This window comes from Pseudoalteromonas sp. 5Ae-yellow (genome assembly GCF_014077565.1).
In the GTDB taxonomy this organism is placed as follows: Bacteria; Pseudomonadota; Gammaproteobacteria; order Enterobacterales; family Alteromonadaceae; genus Pseudoalteromonas.
This window is the reverse complement of sequence record NZ_JACGWD010000042.1, coordinates 1-19,178: the sequence shown is the minus strand read 5'-3', so window position 1 is coordinate 19,178 and position 19,178 is coordinate 1. Positions and strand designations below refer to the sequence as shown.

18 protein-coding genes are annotated in these 19,178 nt (G+C 38.3%); 7 read left to right on the top strand and 11 right to left on the bottom strand.

Annotated elements, in window-relative coordinates; all coding sequences use genetic code 11:
- Positions 1 to 6 precede the first annotated feature (6 nt).
- Genes H4J63_RS12360 through H4J63_RS12350 form a run of 3 tightly spaced genes read left to right on the top strand, consistent with a single transcriptional unit; the run spans position 7 to position 2,696 of the window.
- Complete coding sequence (locus H4J63_RS12360) at positions 7 to 537, top strand: hypothetical protein (RefSeq protein ID WP_165744368.1); 531 nt, start codon at positions 7 to 9, stop codon at positions 535 to 537.
- A complete protein-coding gene (locus H4J63_RS12355; protein WP_182196865.1) occupies positions 537 to 1,982 on the top strand; it encodes an ATP-binding protein in 1,446 nt (481 codons plus the stop codon). The genes H4J63_RS12360 and H4J63_RS12355 overlap by 1 nt, the downstream gene beginning before the upstream one ends.
- A 39-nt stretch (positions 1,983 to 2,021) precedes the next feature.
- Complete coding sequence (locus tag H4J63_RS12350) at positions 2,022 to 2,696, top strand: response regulator (RefSeq protein WP_165744078.1); 675 nt, start codon at positions 2,022 to 2,024, stop codon at positions 2,694 to 2,696.
- Positions 2,697 to 2,720: 24 nt separating this feature from the next.
- On the opposite strand, the gene H4J63_RS12345 is transcribed toward H4J63_RS12350, so the two are convergent.
- Positions 2,721 to 3,578: a PA4780 family RIO1-like protein kinase gene (locus H4J63_RS12345; protein ID WP_182196864.1), complete on the bottom strand. Its 858-nt coding sequence runs from the start codon at positions 3,576 to 3,578 to the stop codon at positions 2,721 to 2,723.
- 302 nt (positions 3,579 to 3,880) lie between these two features.
- On the opposite strand from H4J63_RS12345, the gene H4J63_RS12340 reads away from it, so the two are divergent.
- Both H4J63_RS12340 and H4J63_RS12335 read left to right on the top strand, forming a co-directional pair.
- Positions 3,881 to 4,156 carry an EF-hand domain-containing protein gene (locus H4J63_RS12340; RefSeq protein ID WP_182196862.1) on the top strand — a complete coding sequence of 92 codons (276 nt, stop codon included), beginning with the start codon at positions 3,881 to 3,883 and terminating at the stop codon, positions 4,154 to 4,156.
- A 12-nt stretch (positions 4,157 to 4,168) separates the two neighbouring features.
- On the top strand, positions 4,169 to 4,624 hold the full coding sequence (locus tag H4J63_RS12335; RefSeq protein WP_182196861.1) for a hypothetical protein: 456 nt from the start codon (positions 4,169 to 4,171) through the stop codon (positions 4,622 to 4,624).
- 330 nt (positions 4,625 to 4,954) lie between these two features.
- Here the strand turns inward: H4J63_RS12335 and H4J63_RS12330 are convergent, their stop codons facing one another.
- The 5 genes from H4J63_RS12330 to H4J63_RS12310 all read right to left on the bottom strand — a co-directional run bounded on the left by H4J63_RS12330 (position 4,955) and on the right by H4J63_RS12310 (position 11,096).
- On the bottom strand, positions 4,955 to 6,082 hold the full coding sequence (locus tag H4J63_RS12330) for a VCBS repeat-containing protein (protein ID WP_259365645.1): 1,128 nt from the start codon (positions 6,080 to 6,082) through the stop codon (positions 4,955 to 4,957).
- A gap of 499 nt (positions 6,083 to 6,581) precedes the next feature.
- Positions 6,582 to 8,522: a bifunctional diguanylate cyclase/phosphodiesterase gene (locus tag H4J63_RS12325; protein ID WP_024604674.1), complete on the bottom strand. Its 1,941-nt coding sequence runs from the start codon at positions 8,520 to 8,522 to the stop codon at positions 6,582 to 6,584.
- Between the two features lie 259 nt (positions 8,523 to 8,781).
- Complete coding sequence (yghU, locus tag H4J63_RS12320; RefSeq protein WP_024604673.1) at positions 8,782 to 9,627, bottom strand: glutathione-dependent disulfide-bond oxidoreductase; 846 nt, start codon at positions 9,625 to 9,627, stop codon at positions 8,782 to 8,784.
- A gap of 87 nt (positions 9,628 to 9,714) precedes the next feature.
- Positions 9,715 to 10,296 carry a rhomboid family intramembrane serine protease gene (locus H4J63_RS12315; protein WP_182196859.1) on the bottom strand — a complete coding sequence of 194 codons (582 nt, stop codon included), beginning with the start codon at positions 10,294 to 10,296 and terminating at the stop codon, positions 9,715 to 9,717.
- 116 nt (positions 10,297 to 10,412) lie between these two features.
- Entirely contained in the window at positions 10,413 to 11,096 is a 684-nt protein-coding gene (locus H4J63_RS12310) for a type 1 glutamine amidotransferase domain-containing protein (protein ID WP_182196857.1), read from the bottom strand.
- A 157-nt stretch (positions 11,097 to 11,253) separates the two neighbouring features.
- On the opposite strand from H4J63_RS12310, the gene H4J63_RS12305 reads away from it, so the two are divergent.
- Entirely contained in the window at positions 11,254 to 12,177 is a 924-nt protein-coding gene (locus H4J63_RS12305; protein WP_024597041.1) for a LysR family transcriptional regulator, read from the top strand.
- A 19-nt stretch (positions 12,178 to 12,196) separates the two neighbouring features.
- Here the strand turns inward: H4J63_RS12305 and H4J63_RS12300 are convergent, their stop codons facing one another.
- The 5 genes from H4J63_RS12300 to H4J63_RS12280 all read right to left on the bottom strand — a co-directional run bounded on the left by H4J63_RS12300 (position 12,197) and on the right by H4J63_RS12280 (position 17,932).
- A complete protein-coding gene (locus tag H4J63_RS12300) occupies positions 12,197 to 12,931 on the bottom strand; it encodes a dienelactone hydrolase family protein (protein WP_024604672.1) in 735 nt (244 codons plus the stop codon).
- A gap of 82 nt (positions 12,932 to 13,013) precedes the next feature.
- The gene (locus tag H4J63_RS12295) at positions 13,014 to 14,339 is read right to left on the bottom strand and encodes a glycerophosphodiester phosphodiesterase family protein (protein WP_024604671.1); all 1,326 of its coding nucleotides are present in this window, start codon (positions 14,337 to 14,339) and stop codon (positions 13,014 to 13,016) included.
- A gap of 74 nt (positions 14,340 to 14,413) precedes the next feature.
- Positions 14,414 to 15,259 (bottom strand): carboxylate/amino acid/amine transporter, encoded by an 846-nt coding sequence (locus tag H4J63_RS12290; protein ID WP_024604670.1) that lies wholly within the window; start codon positions 15,257 to 15,259, stop codon positions 14,414 to 14,416.
- 117 nt (positions 15,260 to 15,376) lie between these two features.
- Entirely contained in the window at positions 15,377 to 17,512 is a 2,136-nt protein-coding gene (locus H4J63_RS12285; RefSeq protein ID WP_182196855.1) for a M3 family metallopeptidase, read from the bottom strand.
- Between the two features lie 210 nt (positions 17,513 to 17,722).
- Positions 17,723 to 17,932 carry a hypothetical protein gene (locus H4J63_RS12280; protein WP_024590275.1) on the bottom strand — a complete coding sequence of 70 codons (210 nt, stop codon included), beginning with the start codon at positions 17,930 to 17,932 and terminating at the stop codon, positions 17,723 to 17,725.
- A 201-nt stretch (positions 17,933 to 18,133) separates the two neighbouring features.
- On the opposite strand from H4J63_RS12280, the gene H4J63_RS12275 reads away from it, so the two are divergent.
- Positions 18,134 to 18,994 (top strand): mechanosensitive ion channel family protein, encoded by an 861-nt coding sequence (locus tag H4J63_RS12275; RefSeq protein ID WP_024604667.1) that lies wholly within the window; start codon positions 18,134 to 18,136, stop codon positions 18,992 to 18,994.
- The last annotated feature ends 184 nt before the right edge of the window (positions 18,995 to 19,178 follow it).

Here is a 19,178-nt window from a genome sequence, read left to right as displayed (position 1 = left end):
GTAACTATGCGTTATTTTAAATACGCATTGATCCTAACAACTGCTGCGCTATTGAGCTTCAAGCTCTTTGCGCAGCAGGAAATGATGGATCATAGCCATATGCCTATAGCTGTGCCAAATGATACGCCAATCCCGGCATTAAGCCTTAAGTTATTAAAAGATAGTATGTCGGGTTATAACTTAATTTTAGATACACAGCGTTATGATTTGTCTGTGCCGCCAGAGGGCACGATGAACATGCAACAAATGATGGTTGCGACAACAAACCAAGACACCGGTTTTTTACAAGGTCATGCTCATTTATACATTAATGGGGTTAAAATACAGCGAATTTACGGACAAGCGTTGCATTTACCTGCTAACTTATTTAAAACGGGTATAAATACCGTATCGGTTACTTTAAATAATCATGGTCATATGTATTGGACCGCTCAAGGTAAAAAAATAGTTGCTACGCTGTATGTTAACGACCAAACCAAAGAGTTTATAACATACCGATTTGAAAGCTTTCCTAGCAAGGTTGAAAACACGCATTAATGAAAATTCATAATAAACTTTTTTTAATACTATTTAGTTTTACCTTTAGTGTTATTGCAGGGCTGGTGGTTCTTATACAATGGAGTATAGGGCAAGGCGTAATTGATTTTGTTAATGCAAAAGAAGTAAAAGCGCTTGAACCACTTGTTGTGCAACTTGCAAAGCAATACGAACAAACACCCTCATGGGAACGAGTTGTTGGCGATAGCGAAAACTTTAGAAAACGTGTTGAATCGCAATTAGAAAATAGCCAGTTTTTGCCTAGGCCACAAGAAGGCTCAGGTCCGCGTGGGCGAATGATGCGACGACCGCCGCCAGATCATATTCGTTTAGAGGAAGATCGCCGCCCACCGCCAGAAAATATTGCTCACTACGCTTTGCTTGACGAAAATAAACAGCGAGTAGTGGGTAGATACCTCAGCGATTTAAAATATATAACAACCCCAATTATTGTTAACGATAAAATAGTGGGTTACTTAGCAGTTTCTAAAAGAGATAGCTTGGTTGATGGCTATGAGCTTGATTTTTTACAGCAGCAAACTAACTACTTATGGTTTATTGCTTTAGCTGCGGTATTGCTAACATTAATGGTTACTTTTTTATTGTCTCGTCACCTAGTAAGCCCTGTAAAGCAAATTGCTAACGGTATGCATCGTTTAACGCAAGGTAATTACGAGACCAAACTCACGCTTGAGCGAAAAGACGAGCTAGGACAGTTGAGCGAAGATTTTAATACGCTTGCATTTACACTCGCTAAAGATGAGCAAGTACGTAAGCGTTGGCTTGCTAATATTTCTCATGAGCTTAGGACGCCAATGAGTATTTTACTCGGTGAACTTGAAGCTATGCTACTTGGTATACGAGAACCGAACGCAAAAAATATAAGTTCGGCTAACGATGAAGCTTTGCATTTAAAACGCTTAATAGACGACTTGCATATGCTCAATAGCGCAGAGTTAGGAGGTATGCACTACACAATGCAACCTACTGATATGGCATTATTATTAAATACTATTGAGCAAAAATATCAGGTTTTGCTTGAACAACATAATATAAAAATATACTTGCTAAATAGCGCTAAACACATAACTGTACAAGCAGATAAAACACGCCTTTTGCAGCTACTCGATAATATTTTAATGAACGCCGTGCACTATGCACAATGTACAACTATTTCATTAACAGCTAAAAATATAAGTATTGAAGGGCAAACTTATTTAGAGCTTATAATTGAAGATAATGGTGTAGGTGTAGAGCAGTCGCATTTATCGCATTTGTTTGAGTATTTATATCGAGTAGATAGTTCGCGTAATCGCCAAGAGGGCGGTTCGGGCTTAGGTTTATCTATTTGCCAGCATATAGTTAAAGGTCATAAAGGTGAAATAGCTGCAGAAAAAGCCAGCTTAGGCGGCCTTGCTATTATTATTAGATTGCCAACTATTTAATTTATAAAAATAAAGTTGAGGTTACTTACAGAGATGCCTATGAGTGAACAAATACTGATTGTGGAAGATGAAGTAAAGCTAGCTAACTTAATGAGTGACTTTTTAAGTAGCCATCACTTTATTACACATCAAATACATCACGGGGATGAAGTATTACCTTGGCTTGAAATTAACAGGCCGAGTGTAATCTTGCTAGACATAATGTTACCAGGCCAAAGTGGTATTGAACTGTGTAAAGCAATTAGGCGCTTTTCAAACGTGCCTATTATTATGGTATCGGCAAAAGTAGAAGAAATAGATAGGCTGCTTGGGCTGGAATTAGGTGCAGATGATTATATTTGTAAGCCGTTTAGTTATGCTGAGCTGGTGGCACGCGTAAAAGCTATTTTAAGGCGATTAAATAACGCAAGTGACGTTACAGAGTCAACAATGAAGCTTGACGAAAGCAGCTACAGCGTAAAATTTAAATCAAACAGTATAGAATTGACGAACTTTGAATTTCAACTATTTAAACCTTTGTTTAACAACCCAAATCGTATTTATTCGCGCGATAGCTTAATGGACACTATGTACGCCGATCAGCGTATTGTGAGCCATCGTACTATTGATAGCCATATTAAAAAGTTGCGTAAAAAACTAGATGAAGTGACACAAACTGAAAGTGTTATCCAGTCTGTTTATGGGGTTGGCTACCGGTTTGTGCATCCACAGTAAGGTGAAATGAGCTATGACGATGAGTTACTCATCGTCGTCAGCATTTTTAATTCGCTCTAAACGGTCAAACTCTTCGTATTCGGCAGCTTGAATTTCATCAAGAATAGAATCTACATCAGCAAGTTCGTCGCTGTCTTCAAATTCACCTGTAAGCGTTGAATTAGGCGTTAAATTGGCCTCTTCAAATAGTGCCCACATTTCTTTAGCGTATTGAGTTTTTAGTATGCTTGGCGCAAATTCACCATAGTAGCGGCGTATGTTATTTACATCGCGTGCAAACATAGCTTGTGCACTGTTATTTGCTGAAGCGTTAACGGCTTGCGGTAAATCTATAATTACAGGGCCGTTATTATCTACAAGTACATTAAACTCAGATAAATCACCGTGTATTATACCAGCGCAAAGCATAAGCTTAATGTAATGTATCATGAGTTTATACTGCTCAATCGCTTGCTCTTCACTAAAAACGACATGTCCTAGTTGAGGGGCTACGTTACCATCTTCATCAGAGACGAGCTCCATAAGCAGCACGCCATCAATACAAAAGTAAGTATCAGGAACGCGTACACCCACGCTAGCTAAACGAGATAACGCATCAACTTCGGCATTTTGCCAAATTTCTTCTTCTAATTGGCGGCCATAGCTAGAGCGTTTACCCATAGCACGCGCTTGGCGTCCACCACGTACTTTTCGGCCTTCTTGATATTGTGCCGCCTTTTTAAAACTACGTTTAACCGCATCTTTATACACTTTCGCACAGCGAATATGTTCACCACAACGCACAATAAATACATCGGCTTCTTTACCGCTCATTAGTCGGCTTATTACTTCGTCAATAAGGCCATCATCAACAAGAGGTTGTAGGCGTTTAGGTATTTTCACAGATTGCCTGCTAAGTAGGGTTGGTTATTAATCATTATTTATGAAAGTGCTCTGTATTTGTTTGTTTAATTGGCTCAAGCAGTATATCAGCTTTGAGAATTAAGGGCAGTAACACTACTGCCAGAGAGTAATTAATCGTATTATTTTATTAGCTTATATATTGATTGCAAAGCAATCAACCAGAACTTTTTTTGAATCATCAGTTTTTATTAAAAATAATTTATTACTTCCTCATTATTTGCACATTGTTTGCGTTTTTAAAGCGTAAGCTTAGTTTAATTCTTAAATACGAGGTTATTACTATGAAGCATTTTTCAACTCTTGCCACTGTGGCAATATTATCTATTGCTTTTTCAGCTAATGTAGCTGCTCGAGGCGGTGACAATCCTCCTGAAAAACCTGACTTTTCAACTATTGATACTGATGGTGATGGCGTAATTAGCTTTGAAGAGTTTAGTGCTAAAAAACCGCCGCACGGTGATGCACAAACAATTTTTGATTCTATAGATGCCGATGGTAATGGCGAAATTACTGAACAAGAGCTTAGCGATCATAAACCACCTCGCCGTGAACGTTGAAAGGATACTAAAATGATTAATAATATTGGCAGCAGCTCTGCGAGTTTTATGCCGCAACAAAGTAGTCAAGCTGCAAAATTAACAACAGAGCAAAGCGATTTTGTTAAAGAAACGCTTGCACAGTTTGATGCAGAAAACTTAACTAGCGACGATGCGCAAAGTATTCAAGCTGCATTTAAAGAACAAGGTATTGAACCAACAAAAGAGCTTGCTGATTTAATGGGCGAACTCGAGTTTGATGCTAAAAGCATTGGTGATGCAGGAAGAGCTGAAGGTCAAAGACCGCCGCCACCGCCACAAAACTCATTAGAATCAGTCGATACAGACGAGGTAGTGAGCTACTTAGATGAGCTCTTAACTGAGTATTCAAACCAGTTGTCTGATGAAGATAAAGAATCAATCCTTGCATCAGTGCAAGAGAAATTTGGTTTAAGTGAAGGCGACTCGCTGCTAAATGTAACTGCTTAGGTGTTATAACTTAGAGTAAAGCTGACTGTTACTCGAAAGTCTTAAGTCCAAAGCCCAACGGTTAACTCTGTTGGGCTTTTTTATTGGCTTAATTTAACCGTGTTTCTATTTTGCTGGTGCCATCTTCTTCGGTAAATTTAAATACAAAATCTTTTTTACCGTCTTGGTTTATATCTACCAGAAGAATATCTTTATTATTTTTAGGCAGCGTTAGCTTTAATTTTTTGCATTTATCATTTAGCAGTGAGTCTTGCTCTCCATAATAAATATACAGCGTTTTTTTACTGTATTTGTATACCGCATCAATATAGCTGTCGCCGTTAATGTCACCTAAATAGAGAGCCGGTTCTGATTCATCCCCACTTCCATTTCTAAATCAAGTTCAATACTCGATTTATTGGCAAATGAGCCGTCGGGTTGCTGCTTATAAAGATTCATTTCTAAATCTACATCAGTACTGCCACCGCCTAATGCCATAGATGCGATAGTACCTAAGCCAATATCTAAGTCCATTTTTTGTAAATCAATTAAGCCATCATTATTAAAGTCAGTTTTGAGCAATAACTCACTAGGGCCCTGTGTTTCAAATAAGGTAATGGGCGTATTAGTAAAACCTTTAGCACTCCCTAGGTACAAAGTATGTGCTATTTTTATATCTAACGAATCCATACCTTGTGTAGGCTTAAACTGTCTGGTTGTAAAATCTAGAAATCCGTCGTTATTAATATCAATAATTTGCTTTATTTTGCGAGTCTCGCCATTGCTTAGCTCGCCTAGCTCAATGTTAAAATCAATTGAGGTAAGCTTTTGCTCTAAGCCCTCTGAATTAGCAAGTAGTACATCTGCTCCAAAGTCATTTGAAAAAACCAGGTCGTTTAATCCGTCGTGGTTAAAATCGATAACCACAGGTTTATTGTTAATATTAACTTCTAAAGAAAGCCCTTTTCCTGAAAAGCGGCCTTCATACTTAGGCGTTTGTTTAAATTTGTTAGGCTTAAAGCTGCCATCTTTATTTTGAATGTATAAAGTACTGCTTGCTAACCCGGGGATAAAAATATCGCTTAGACCATCGTTGTTAGCATCGAAAACAAAGTCTACTTTTTCAAATTTATCTATTTTTAATTGATTAAGAACCGACTCATAATTAAACAACAATGTTGGTTTACCTGCTTGGGCTTTATATACGCCATCACTTGTTAGTACGAGTGCTTGTTTATCGGTGATGTTAGCAAGTGTTGCAACATCAAACCCGATGGCGTTTTTTGGTAAAGCAAGTTCACTACTAAGTGATGTAAGTAAATTGATGGCTTCTAATTGTTTTGATTCTTTATTATATGCAAATAAAATCTCTGAATCGGTTGATACTAATTCATCCGTTGTTTTTATTGCCATTGTTTGAGCTATAACGCTTATGGGGGTAAGTAAAGTGATGAGTGAATAGCAAAGTGGTTTTATCATGCAAATTCCTTTTTTATATTTAGTTGTATCGTTAAAGTTTTTATTATTTAAGCAGCGTCAGCGCATAATTTTGCCTACTATCCAGCGCTGGGGCTTTTTCGTTTAAACGTAATATACATATGTAAGTTGGATTATATTTAGCCTACGCTAATTACTATTTACTGGGTGTAAGCAATTGTAAGATTATGTTTTAGGAAGGGGCTGTTGACCTTTAAGGATTGAAATTTGTTCAATCTAAGGACGATTTAATCGCGGCGCGAGGTTTGTAACCTAGTAACAAAGAGTCTATCTCCCTAGGCAGAACCTTTGGGCAGCGCATGTTTGGCATTAATACTACGTTATCAACTATGTATGGTTAATAACCACACTTCATAGGCTCTGCCTTGCTTAAATACCAGACAGTCTACTGCAAATTCAACCTCAAAAAATAAACAGGCCCTAATAAGAAAGGTTGCGCATAACTCATATGGTAGCTAAGCGCTTTTAGAGGTGTTTGCTATTAACTACATTGCTTATTTTGCTCATTTAAATAAGCATCTACAAAACCTACTTCCATCGGTTTTGAAAAGTAATAACCTTGTAGGTGAGATACACCAATTTTAGTGAGTGTGTTTGCTTGCTCAATAGTTTCAACGCCTTCTGCAACAACAGTAAAATCTAAAGTAGAGGCCATTTGTACAATTGCATGAATAATACTTAACCCTCTTTTATCCATATTTTGAATAAAGCTTCTGTCTATTTTTACTATATCTACACCAATATCAAGCATGCTTGATAGTGATGAGTAGCCTGTACCAAAATCATCAATTGAAATACAAAAGCCTTGTTTTTGTAGTGCTTTAACGGCTGTCAAAAATGTGAGTTTATCCTCGGCAAATACTGACTCAGTAATTTCTATGTGTAGGTTTTTAGGTTCTACCTGGTGGCGATTTACTATTTTTAATACTTTAGATACAAAATCAGGATCTTGTAGCTGAATAACCGATACGTTTACGCTTATAGCAATTTGTGGTTGTAAGTGACTTAATTTTGTTGCTTGTATACATGCCTGTTCTATTACCCAAATACCTAACTCGGTTATTAAACCGTATTGCTCGGCAATAGCTATAAATTCATCAGGGAAAATATTTTCACCATCTAGTTGCCAGCGTAATAATGATTCAAAAGAGGTTACTTTTGAGGTTTTGCTATCAACAATTGGTTGAAATACTAGCCTTAAACTATTTTCTTCTATGGCACTGGCTAAGCGTTGACTCAAAAGATACTCTCTTTCTTGTATTAATTTGAGTGAATCGTTATAAATATTGATATTACCTTTCGCCATGCGTTTTTGGTGATACATTGCAGTATCAGCAGAGCGAATTAAAGTATTAAAATCACTCCCGTGCTCAGGATACATGGCAATACCAATAGTTGCAGATACCCATTTTTGATATTTATATGTTTCATGCTCGGCACCAATGCTTTGAAGTACTCTATCTGCAAACTCGATAAGCTCAGCTTGTTTTTGATACGTTGCTAAAATTAAAAACTCATCCCCGCCCCATCGGCATTTAAATAGCTGTTGATTGCATACATTACTAATTCTTCGTGCTATTTCTTTTAATACTTTATCGCCTACTTTATGACCCAACGAATCATTTATTTGTTTAAACCCATCTAAATCTACGAATAATAAAGCAAAGGGTTCTTGAGGGTTGTCTGCTAGTTGTCTGTTTGCATTTTTTAAAAATGCGGTTCGGTTTAATAGATTTGTAAGTGGATCGGTATTCGATAAACGGTAGATTTCTTCTGTGCGTTGCTCAACCTTGTTTTCCATTTCATTAAGCAGCTCTCTGTTTTGGTTTTTGAGCTTGATTGCGCTGTGTGTAAATGTGGCTGATTTGTACGATGAAGCCACCATAATAGCAGTAAATGCTAGGCCTAAAATACCGAGGACAGAGTTGTAGTTTTCGTTAGAAAAGGTTAATAAAAAAGAGTAGGGCGCCAGTAAAATAATGCTATAGAGTACAGCGGTTACTCGACTTCCTGAAAGCAGATTTGCAGAGCCTCCTGCAAAGGCAGATAAAATAGCAATCGTGGTTGTCGTCTCTATTGCTGATGAGGTGCTATGAAACCAAAGTGCATACCCACACCACGATAGCGCAGTTAAAATACACCCCGTTGAAAATCTTTTTGAGTATGTGTCAGCATTAAATAGCGGGCTATCCTTTTTGGTTTTATAAAACCATATTACATCAATAGCGCGAGCTGCTAATAAGACAACCATAATGCTTAGCCAAATACTTTTTTCGTAGGATATTTTCTGGTTATTTAAATCAAAAGCAAACACTAATATAAAACTGACTACAGTCGATATGGCAATACCAGAGATGGCATTAGAGTATAAAATTTTAACGGTTTCTCTGCGTTCTTCACTATTTAGATTTTTATATGGCACTAAGTAAAACCTTATACAAAAGTCACTCCAACTAGCGATGGAGAAACGTTCAAGAAATACAGCAAATATTTCAGATGAACAAAAGCGTATTAAACATCGATTAGCTAGGCTCTAATCCTGAGTATAAGAATAAATATAGTTTATGAAAGCAAAAAAAAAAGTTAGCACAGTAAAAAGGCTCATAATAAATAATCATTTTGAGCCTTAAAATTATCAAGCAGGTTAAAGTCTTAAGAACTTTACTCGCTGTTCTATAGATTTAACCTTCGAAATCGCTATCGTTATGGCGCTCTGCCATTTGCTCTTCTTCAGGGCCCCATGTGCGATTTACGCGGCGGCCGCGCTTTACAGCAGGGCGATCAGCAACTTGTTTTGCCCAACGAACAACATGAGTGTATGAGGCAACATCTAAAAATTCAGCTGCGTCATATAAGTCGCCTAAAACAAGCGAGCCATACCAGGGCCAAATTGCAATATCGGCAATTGAGTATTCATCACCCGCCATGTATTCATTTTCGCTTAAATGACGATTTAACACGTCAAGTTGGCGTTTAGTTTCCATAGTAAAACGATCAATAGGGTATTGCATTTTACTTGGTGCGTAACTATAAAAGTGACCAAACCCACCACCTAAGTATGGCGCTGAGCCCATTTGCCAAAATAGCCAGTTACGACACTCTGTTTTAGCTTTTAAATCCTTAGGGATGAGTACATCAAATTTTTCAGCCAAATACTGTAAAATAGAACCTGATTCAAAGATGCGAGTAGGTGGTGTGGTTGAATGATCCATTAGCGCTGGGATTTTTGAGTTTGGATTAATATCAACAAAGTCAGATCCAAACTGATCGCCATCACCTATGTTTATTAAATATGCGTCATAGTCTGCATCGGTGCAACCAAGCTGTAAAAGCTCTTCAAACATGATTGTAGCTTTTTGGCCATTTGGCGTAGCAAGAGAATAAAGCTGAAATGCGTGCTCGCCAATAGGTAGAGTTTTGTCATGAGTCGCGCCTGCAATTGGGCGGTTAATGCTGGCAAATTTACCGCCACTTTCACTTTCCCACGTCCATACTTTCGGTGGCGTGTATTCGTTTTGATCACTCATAAATAACCTCAATGTTAAATGGAAATGTTTAATACTTACTCATAAATGTGGCCATAAAAAATTAATTAAAGGCCCTAAATATTTAATTTACCGACCTTTTAATTTATCGGCTTTTGCTAATCTATAACCTAAAAACAACCCGCTTAGCGCTCCAAATAAATGGCTTTCAAACGATACATGATAGCGCTGAGGTAAAACACCCCATATAAAACCGCTATAAAGTATAGCCACTACAACTGCAATTATAATTGATTTTAATGAGCGTCTTACTAAGCCGTAGCATAGAATAAAGCCCCATAAACCATATATAACACCGCTTAAACCAACATGTATGTTACTGCGCCCAAATGCCCAAACTAAAAGTCCACCGACTAGAGCGGTAAAAATAAATACGTTATAAAAACGTTTTACGCTGTACTGGCAAATTAGCCAACTTAATACTACAAATGGGATCATATTACTGGCAAAGTGCCACCAGCTACCATGTAAAAAAGGTGCGCATAGTATGCCAATTAATCCTTGGATACTGCGTGGATATATGCCTAAACCATTAAGATTTATGCCAGGTAGACTATTGATCACTTGTAGTACGGAGCAAATAACAACAATACTAAATATTGCGAAACGGGTACTAGTTAGTAATGACAGTGTGGTTGGCTTGGTTGCCATATAATCGCCCTAATTGACTTTAAGAGTTGCCAGTATAGGAATTGTATTTGCTAATGAAAAGCAATTAAAAAAGCACAGCATAAAATGCTGTGCTTAATTTTAATTATTACTCACTATTAACCTAATTTAGTTAATAGTTTTTTTGCAGCTAGTTCAGAGCTTGCTGGGTTTTGGCCGGTAATTACTAAACCGTCTTCTAGCGCTAATACACCCCAGTCGTCAGTTTTTTGATAATCACCACCTTTTTTAATTAGCTCGTCTTCAACTAAAAATGGCACGATATCGGTAAGTTGCACTGCAGCTTCTTCAGAGTTAGTAAAACCAGTTACTTTTTTACCCGCTACTAATGCATTGCCATCCGCATCTTTAACATTTAAAAATGCAGCACTTGCATGGCATACCGCAGCAACAGGTTTTTGCTCTTTTACAAAGCTTTCGATAAGTGAAATTGAATCTGTGTTGTCAACCAAGTCCCATAATGGACCGTGACCGCCTGGGTAAAATACAGCGTCAAAATCGCTAGATTTAACCTCACTCAACACTTTAGTGTTTGCCATTAATGTTTGCGCCGCGCTGTCTGCGTCGTAACGTTTTGTTGCATCTGTTTGAAAATCGGCAAGTGTACTTGTCGGATCAATGGGTGGTTGGCCGCCAGCTGGAGACGCTAATGTTACTTCAACGCCTGCATCAACAAATGCGTAATAAGGGGCTGCAAATTCTTCTACCCAAAAACCTGTTTTTTCGCCAGTGTTACCAAGTTCTGCGTGAGATGTAAGAACCATAAGTATTTTTTTAGACATTGAATATATTCCTTCTGATGATTTGAATTAGTTTATCTTGCTTACCAATTACTATATGCACTAACACTGCTTTAAACAACGATGATAAATTTAACTTTATTGATTTAATTATTGATACAATAAAAAGGTTGAATTTAAAACACACTACGGAGCATTTATGAAAGTGTCGTTTGAGCAGTTAAAGAGCATGGTTGTATTTGCACAAATTGTAGAGCAGGGCAGCTTAACCGCTGCTGCCAAACAGCTAGGGCTTACGCGAGCAGTTGCAAGTTATCATTTAAAAAAATTAGAAACGCAGCTTGAAGTTACTTTATTAAATCGCTCAACCCGTACCATGGCGCTCACTGAAGCAGGCATTGCTTATTATGAGCGTTGTAGAATAATTACCGAACAAGCTAATGCGGCTAATCAGCAAATAGAAAATATAAAGAGCGAGCCACAAGGTTTACTTAAAATTAGTTGCCCAGTAAATGTGGGAATGCAGTTAATTGTGCCTGCAATAAATACGTTTAAGCGCCAATACCCTAAAATTCAAATAGACTTACAGCTTACTGACGATGTGGTTGATATTATTAAAAATGGGTTTGATTTTGCAATTAGGGGCGTGGCACTGAGTGACTCCAACTTGCAGGCAACCAAGCTGACTACAATGAGCACTTGTATTTGTGGCGCGCCTGAATACTTTGCACATTTTGGTAAACCTAAAACGCCTTTAGAGCTAGCAGAGCACCAATGGGTCGTTTATCAATTGGGCAGTAAAACATTAACACTTCAAAAAGATGGCAAAAAACACGATATTACAATGCAAGGCGCCTTAAGCACCAATAATGCCGCTGCTCGTACTGCTTTTGTTGAAGCAGGGCATGGCATTGGGCGTATTCCGCTTTACGATGCGTGGCCAAAAGTGCAAGCTGGACTGCTTGAAATAATATTAGATGATTATAAAAGCAAAGATATTGAGCTTTACGGGGTATTTCCGCCAGGGGCTGCGGGCTCTAAAAAGCTACGATTGTTTATTGATTACTTAAAAGCATACTTTGTAAAACAGCATACCGCTTTAGGTATGCTGAAAAGTACTTAATGAGTAGTTTTTACAGCATTTATAAAGTTCGGGTAAATAATGCCACCGCTTGTTGATACATATTTATCGCAAGGGCTGCATCGTATCGCTCACCTTCATCACGCATAAAGGCATGCTGTGCGTTAACTTCCTGCCACTGGTAATTGATGCCTGTGCTTACGCATTGCTGGTATATTTTAGCGCGGCCTTCTTTTGGCACATGCGGGTCTTGTTTGCCCCATATAAAGTGAATTTCGCCTTGTATATCAGCCATACGCTCGAATGAGTTATTTCCAGGTTGCGCAGGTAATGTATTGCTGTGAATATCAGTTGCGTATAAACAAAAAGCCGCATTAATTTCAGGATTTAGTGCCGCTCTGTAAGCTAAGTGACCGCCAATACATACGCCCATTGCGCCGACGGAGCCTGTGCAATAGCTTTGTAATCTAATGAAGTCGATCATAGTTTGTGTGTCACTGTCGTGGTGCTCAAGTGGCTTTGCCCACTTGTCGGCATTGCCTTTGTCTTTACCTGTATCATCATAAGCAAGCACAGTGCCTATAGGGTTTAACTCATGAAACACTTCAGGCACTAACACTACAAAGCCATGGCTTGCTAAAATAGCTGCGCTGCGTGCGATGGGGGCAGTTTGCTGAAATATTTCAGAATAAAAAATGATAGCAGGGAACTGTCCTTGCGCTTGAGGGCGATATACAGTTGTTCGCATTAAACCTGTCGGTGTTGGCAAGTCAGCATTATGTTGTTGGATGATCATAAAAGCGCTCAGTTAAAAAGGTTTAGACTCTTTCTTTATGGTAACTGAGCGCAGCAGAATAAACGACCGCTGAAATGGTTTTTTAAATGCTGGCAGGCATTTTATTACAACTGGCGTAGTAACTTACCGTAGCCGGCCAATCTGAAAAAATACCCATTACCCCCACGTCCTTTGCGAGTACGTCGACTACTGTCATCATGTCGCCATCGTTATCTATAACATCAGCAATTGATTGATAGTAATAACCTCCACCTTCATTAAGCGGGCCCGAGCGCTCAAGGCTCCATGCAATAAGCTTTAAACCTGCTGCTTTTGCGTCAATAGCGTATTGCGATGGCACAATATTACTTTCGTTATCTATTGTTAGCATCATCCAAATTGGAGGAGCTAAAATTTTCACCCCATCAGCCACTAACTCATCCATACCCGGTTGCCATGTTTGTGGGTTACTTGGATCAAATCCGGCTTCACTGTCACGTCCATCTAGGTAAACGCTTTTATCTGCAAAGTCAGGGTTATTGTTAATCCAGTATTTTACGTCTTCAAGGTTAAATGATTGCGGATAAACTTTTGAGGCTGGCACACCCATTTGCGTGTACTCGTCTAGCATTTTTTGCGCATATTGTTCTTGTGTCATTCCATCAAATGGCATACTTACTTGTGGCGATTTTAGCTCTGGTGTCATTTTTACACCTAGCTCATTAAACAGTGCAATGCTTTGTTTATGGGTCATCAATGTGCCGTTGGTGGCATATAAATCAGTGCGCCAACTTGGTGTGCCATCCATGTAATCGGCTACGGTCGTTGCATCAGTGTTTGCACCATCCATTTTACCTTCAAGGGTTAAAAACTCCGCTAAGCTTATATCGCTGGTACAACATTTTGCAGAAGCGGCAATACCATTAGCAGGGTTGGCTGGTGTAAATGGCACACTGCATTTAGCTGCAAGTTCAGGAATGGCTAAAATATTAGTTGTGGTATGCAAATCGCATTGAGAGTGGCGACAAACAAGCTCTTTGTCGTTTGTAAATGTAACATCGCATTCAACAATGCCAGCGCCCATTCTAGCTGCAGCAATGTAGGCTTCTTTAGTGTGTTCTGGGTATTGCATTGATGCACCGCGATGACCAATAGAAAAATCGGTGCGGTAAAAAGGACCTTCGCTGCATGACTCTAATTTTGTTTTTAGTGTGCTTTGAGCCATATCGTTAATTAAATAGTCAGGGCGAGTCCCTAGCTGAATATTTACTCCTTCAGCAACCTCTACAACAATGGGCGTAGGTACTTCAACAATTTCCACTTCGGTGTTGGTAACAACCACTTCTTTTTCTACTATTTCTACATCGTCGTCGCAGCCAGCAAGTGTGGCTAACAATATACAGCCTGTAAGTAAGGTAATACGTTTCATTGTTTATCCTTAAAAAGTAAAATTTGTACTACCTTAATGATTATTAATGACAATTTAGCTACAAGTTTATTAATTTACTTTTTATTAAGCATTTGATTCACTAATAATGCACCTAACATTATAGCTGCACCAATACTTAACCTAACTATGTCAGCATCTCTGTTCCAAATAAGCACGTTAACAATAATCCCTGCTGGGATAAGTAAGTTATTCATGACTGCCAGAGCTCCAACGTTGACGAGTGTTGCGCCTTTATTCCACATAAAGTAACCAAGGCCTGATGCAACAACCCCTAAATAAATCAGTATGCCCCACTGAGTAGAAGTGGTTGGTAATTTGTTTGAATTACCAAATAATGCATAACAAATTGTGGCAATAATAAGTGCGCCTATAAAAAACCATCCAAATACGGTTTTATCATCAAGCTTATTGTTCATCATTAAGCGTTTATAGGTTACTTGGCCTACAGCAAAACTTATGTTCGCACCTTGAACTAATAATAAGCCAATTATGAAATTGCTATTTAGATTTTCGTAACGAATGGTAATTGCACCAATTACAGCAATAAGTGCGACTATAAAAAAGCGTGGGTTAAAATGTTTGTTCAATGCATCATTTAGCAAGGTAATGTACAAAGGAGTCATTACTGTAAATAGCAGTACTTCGGGGACGCTTAAAAATAAAAAGGAGTGGTAGTAAAAGCTATACATAACACCAAGTTGTATAGCGCCAATCAGCATGAGCTTTAAGGCTAAAGGTTTAGGTGTTTGTTTAAACTTTAAAAAGGGTAAAAATACGAGGGTTGCTAGTGCTATGCGAATTAACACACTAAACCATGCGTCAACCTGACCTGCTAAATACACGCCAATTAAACTAAATGAAAATGCCCAAAGTAAAGTTACTGCAAATAAGTACCGCATAGCCGTCGTCTCTAAATAATTAATGGCAGCAGTTTATCTGTTATAAATTAATGTATAAACAATAAAAGCCCGCAAGCGGGCTTTTATAAAGCAATAATTAATAAACTAAGTTATTAATTATTCAACTAAACCACGGCGCTTAAGTAGTGCGTCGGTAGTTGGTTTTTGACCTCTAAACTCAATGTAGCTTTGCATTAAGTCGCGGCTGTTACCTTTTGATAGGATTTCTTTACGGAACTTATCACCGTTTTTACGTGTTAAGCCGCCGTTGTTTTCCATATGTGCAAAGGCGTCTGCTGCAAACACTTCAGTCCATAGGTACGCGTAGTAACCCGCTGAATAACCACCTGCAAATGTGTGGCTAAAGAAGTTTGATTTGTAACGTGGTGGAACAGGGTAGTAAGCAATACCGTGTTTTTCTAGCGCGTCTTGCTCAAACTTTTGAACGTCAGTAATTTTCTTATCAGAACCAAATGAATGCCATTCCATATCAAGTAGTGCTGCTGCTAAATACTCAGTAGTGCCGTAACCTTGGTTGAATTTTTGCGATTCAAGTACTTTATCAAGTAAAGCTTGTGGAATTGGCTCACCTGTTTTGTAATGTTTCGCATAGTTTGCAAGTACTGTTGGTTCAATCATCCAATCTTCATTTGCTTGTGACGGAAATTCAACAAAGTCACGCGCCGTTGCAGTACCCGCTAGGCTTGGGTATTTAACATCTGAGAATAAACCGTGAGCAGCATGACCAAATTCATGGAACATAGTAGACACTTCATCAAATGTCATTAGCGTAGGCTCGCCTGCAGCAGGTTTTGGAATGTTCTGCGCATTGTAAATAACAGGTTTGGTGCCTTTTAAGCCGCTTTCGCTAACGTATGCACTCATCCATGCGCCGCCACGTTTGCCTTCACGTGCATATGGGTCTAAGTAAAATAAACCAATAGCGCTGCCATCAGCGTTAAATACTTCGTATACGGTTACATCTTCATGATAAACAGGAAGATCTTTACGTTCTTTAAACGTAATACCGTACAGTTTGTTCATTGCAAAGAATAAGCCATCGTGAATAACCGATTGCATTTCAAAGTATGGTTTAACAAGTGCTGGGTCTAAGTTGTACTTTTCTGCACGTACTTTTTCAGCATAAAAAGTCCAATCCCACGGTTTAAGCTCAAAGCTCTCGCCTGAATCGTTAATCACTTTTTGAATTGCTGCAGCTTCAATTTTAGCTTTTTCAACTGCTTTTGGTGCTAGGTCATCAAGGATGCCGTAAACGTTATCAGTTGTTTGTGCCATACGTGAAGTCATTACATAAGAAGCCCAATCTTTGTAGCCTAAAAGCTCTGCTTTTTGAGCGCGTAGGTTGGTTTCTTTAATAATAATAGGGCCGTTAGTTTTTGCTGCACGGTTTGCAGAGGCTTTAAAAATACGCTCACGTAGGTCACGGTTTTCAAGGCTACTTAAAATTGGTTGTTGCGTTGTATTTACCAAAGTGATCATGTAGCCGTCTTTGCCCGCTTTTTTAGCCGAAGCTGCAAGGCCTGCAATTTCACCTTCAGAAAGACCCGCTAATTCACTTTTATCTGTAACTACAATAACGTCTTCTTTAAACGATTTTAAAATGTTTTGTGAAAACGCAGTAGATAGCTGAGCTAGCTCTGAGTTAATTTCACGCATTTTAGCTTTTTCAGCGTCGTTTAATTTAGCACCTGCTTTTACAAATTGCTTGTAGTAAAAATCAACTAGGCGTTTGTCTTCTGCGTTTAATTTATCTTGGTTGTCGTAAATTGTTTGTACACGTTTGAATAAAGCACCATTTAGGTAAATATCATCTGAGTGAGCAGATAATACAGGTGCCATTTTTTCATCAATACGCTGGTATTCAGCATCTGAAATTAAGCCAGATAAGTTATAAAACGCAGCTGATACGCGATTTAATAGCTCACCTGATAACTCCATTTTAACTAATGTGTTTTCAAATGTTGCAGGAGCAGGGTTGTTAGCAATCGCTTTTACTTGTGCTGTGTGCTGAGCGATACCTGCATCAAATGCAGCTTCGTAATCTTTTGTACCAAACTTATCAAATTCTGGTGCCATATACTGCAATGGGCTTGGCTTAAATAAAACATTGTTTGCGTTCATGTCTTGCACTTGTGCTGAGCCTTCTTTTGCCATGTTTTGTGTATCGTTAGATGAACAGGCAGATAATATTAAAGCACTAGCAATAGTAGTGGCGATCAGGGTTTTACGCATAATAACTCCATAGAAAGATTAGCCGGAATAGGCTTTGCGAGTCGAAAAACCTAGTTAACTTATCAAATTTTGGGGTTTATACAATAAAGTTTATCGGTATTAAGCGGGATTTGAACGCAAATTAGCTAATATTTAGCTTTAAGGGAGGTAAAAGTAGCTCTAAAAGTAAACACTTGAGCTACTTAATCAAGTCGTTGAGTAATAATTTGCTTAATTATATCCAAGTACAAATTTTCTCTCAGAGCCAAAGTTGCTAGGTTGTTGTTGGCCAAACTCTTTGTTAATAGATGCCAATGTTTGCTCTTGCTCTGCAAGAAGGCACAAAATTTTATTTCGATAATCTAGGCTGCTCTCAAATAAATGTAAGTCTACCTGTGGCTGCAAAGTAGCGAGTCTTTGATTTAAAGTAAGTTGTGTCATATGTGATCTCCAGTGCTTGTACACTATTTATATAGCACTCGGTGCAATAAAGAGTTAATAAATTGTTCATAAAAAGCATTTTGAACTTATTAACTTGGCGTTTTAGTTATATTATGACTGCTAAACTTACCCAACACTGAACCGCTTTTACTTTACAGTGATTTAAATTTAAAGCGCTCCTTTGCTTGTTTTGGAAAATAAATGACCTTAGAACACATAAACCAAATTCTTGCCTTTGTTGTATTTAGTTACAGCGATGTACACATTACCGTAGCAAAAATTATTCAAGTGCCTTTAATACTTTTCGCTATTTGGTTTATTGTTACACGCGTTGGCAAGCTAATAACAAAAACGTTATTGGCAAAAAAATTAAGCCAAGATGCCGTGCATTTATTCACACGTATTTACTTTATTTTAAGTATCGCAATTTTAATTTTTACATCTTTAGAGGTATTAAGCATACCGCTGACTGCATTTGCTTTTGTGTCAGGTGCAATAGCCATTGGTGTAGGCTTTGGTGCGCAAAATATAATTAATAACTTCATTAGTGGCTGGATATTAATGTGGGAGAGACCAATACGTATTGGCGACTTTTTAGAAGTGGGCAATGCAAAAGGCGTGGTAGAGACGATTAATACACGCTCTACACGTATTCGTCGAAATGACGGTGTTCATATGCTTATACCTAACTCTCAGCTTTTAGAAAACACAGTAACAAATTGGACACTGATTGATGGTAATGCACGATCATCGGTAAGTGTAGGCGTTGCATATGGATCAGACGTGCTGCTGGTTAAAAAGTTAATTCAGCAAGTACTTGATGACCATGAGGCTATTTTGACTAATCCAAAATCGTCGGTATTGTTTGATGACTTTGCAGATAACTCGCTCGTCTTTAATGCTATTTTTTGGGTATGTGCCGAGTCTGAAACCATGCTTAGAAAAGTACGCAGTGATATTCGTTTTAGTATTTACGCTGTATTTGAAAAGCATGATGTAGTGATTGCTTTTCCGCAGCGTGATATTCATATCGACGGTGAAATTGCATTTAAGCGCTCATAGCTCAAATATAGTAAATATTAAAAGTCGCTCTTGGGCTAACACCGATCAGTTAAGGTGTTTTTGATCGGTTGACCGATCTTTTGGTTGCTTCACAATATCCTTATCATCTTTTGATTATGAGGGTATTTTTATGCTTAGTCATTGGTTACTTGATACGGATATATTCGCCACTCCTGACTCTTTA

Bases quoted from the DNA above. Each gene is read 5' to 3' on its own strand.
- H4J63_RS12360 (WP_165744368.1), top strand. From the start codon at position 7: ATGCGTTATTTTAAATACGCATTGATCCTAACAACTGCTGCGCTATTG.
- H4J63_RS12355 (WP_182196865.1), top strand. From the start codon at position 537: ATGAAAATTCATAATAAACTTTTTTTAATACTATTTAGTTTTACCTTT.
- H4J63_RS12350 (WP_165744078.1), top strand. From the start codon at position 2,022: ATGAGTGAACAAATACTGATTGTGGAAGATGAAGTAAAGCTAGCTAAC.
- H4J63_RS12340 (WP_182196862.1), top strand. From the start codon at position 3,881: ATGAAGCATTTTTCAACTCTTGCCACTGTGGCAATATTATCTATTGCT.
- H4J63_RS12335 (WP_182196861.1), top strand. From the start codon at position 4,169: ATGATTAATAATATTGGCAGCAGCTCTGCGAGTTTTATGCCGCAACAA.
- H4J63_RS12330 (WP_259365645.1), bottom strand. From the start codon at position 6,082: ATGATAAAACCACTTTGCTATTCACTCATCACTTTACTTACCCCCATA.
- yghU (WP_024604673.1), bottom strand. From the start codon at position 9,627: ATGAGTGATCAAAACGAATACACGCCACCGAAAGTATGGACGTGGGAA.
- H4J63_RS12315 (WP_182196859.1), bottom strand. From the start codon at position 10,296: ATGGCAACCAAGCCAACCACACTGTCATTACTAACTAGTACCCGTTTC.
- H4J63_RS12310 (WP_182196857.1), bottom strand. From the start codon at position 11,096: ATGTCTAAAAAAATACTTATGGTTCTTACATCTCACGCAGAACTTGGT.
- H4J63_RS12305 (WP_024597041.1), top strand. From the start codon at position 11,254: ATGAAAGTGTCGTTTGAGCAGTTAAAGAGCATGGTTGTATTTGCACAA.
- H4J63_RS12300 (WP_024604672.1), bottom strand. From the start codon at position 12,931: ATGATCATCCAACAACATAATGCTGACTTGCCAACACCGACAGGTTTA.
- H4J63_RS12295 (WP_024604671.1), bottom strand. From the start codon at position 14,339: ATGAAACGTATTACCTTACTTACAGGCTGTATATTGTTAGCCACACTT.
- H4J63_RS12290 (WP_024604670.1), bottom strand. From the start codon at position 15,259: ATGCGGTACTTATTTGCAGTAACTTTACTTTGGGCATTTTCATTTAGT.
- H4J63_RS12285 (WP_182196855.1), bottom strand. From the start codon at position 17,512: ATGCGTAAAACCCTGATCGCCACTACTATTGCTAGTGCTTTAATATTA.
- H4J63_RS12280 (WP_024590275.1), bottom strand. From the start codon at position 17,932: ATGACACAACTTACTTTAAATCAAAGACTCGCTACTTTGCAGCCACAG.
- H4J63_RS12275 (WP_024604667.1), top strand. From the start codon at position 18,134: ATGACCTTAGAACACATAAACCAAATTCTTGCCTTTGTTGTATTTAGT.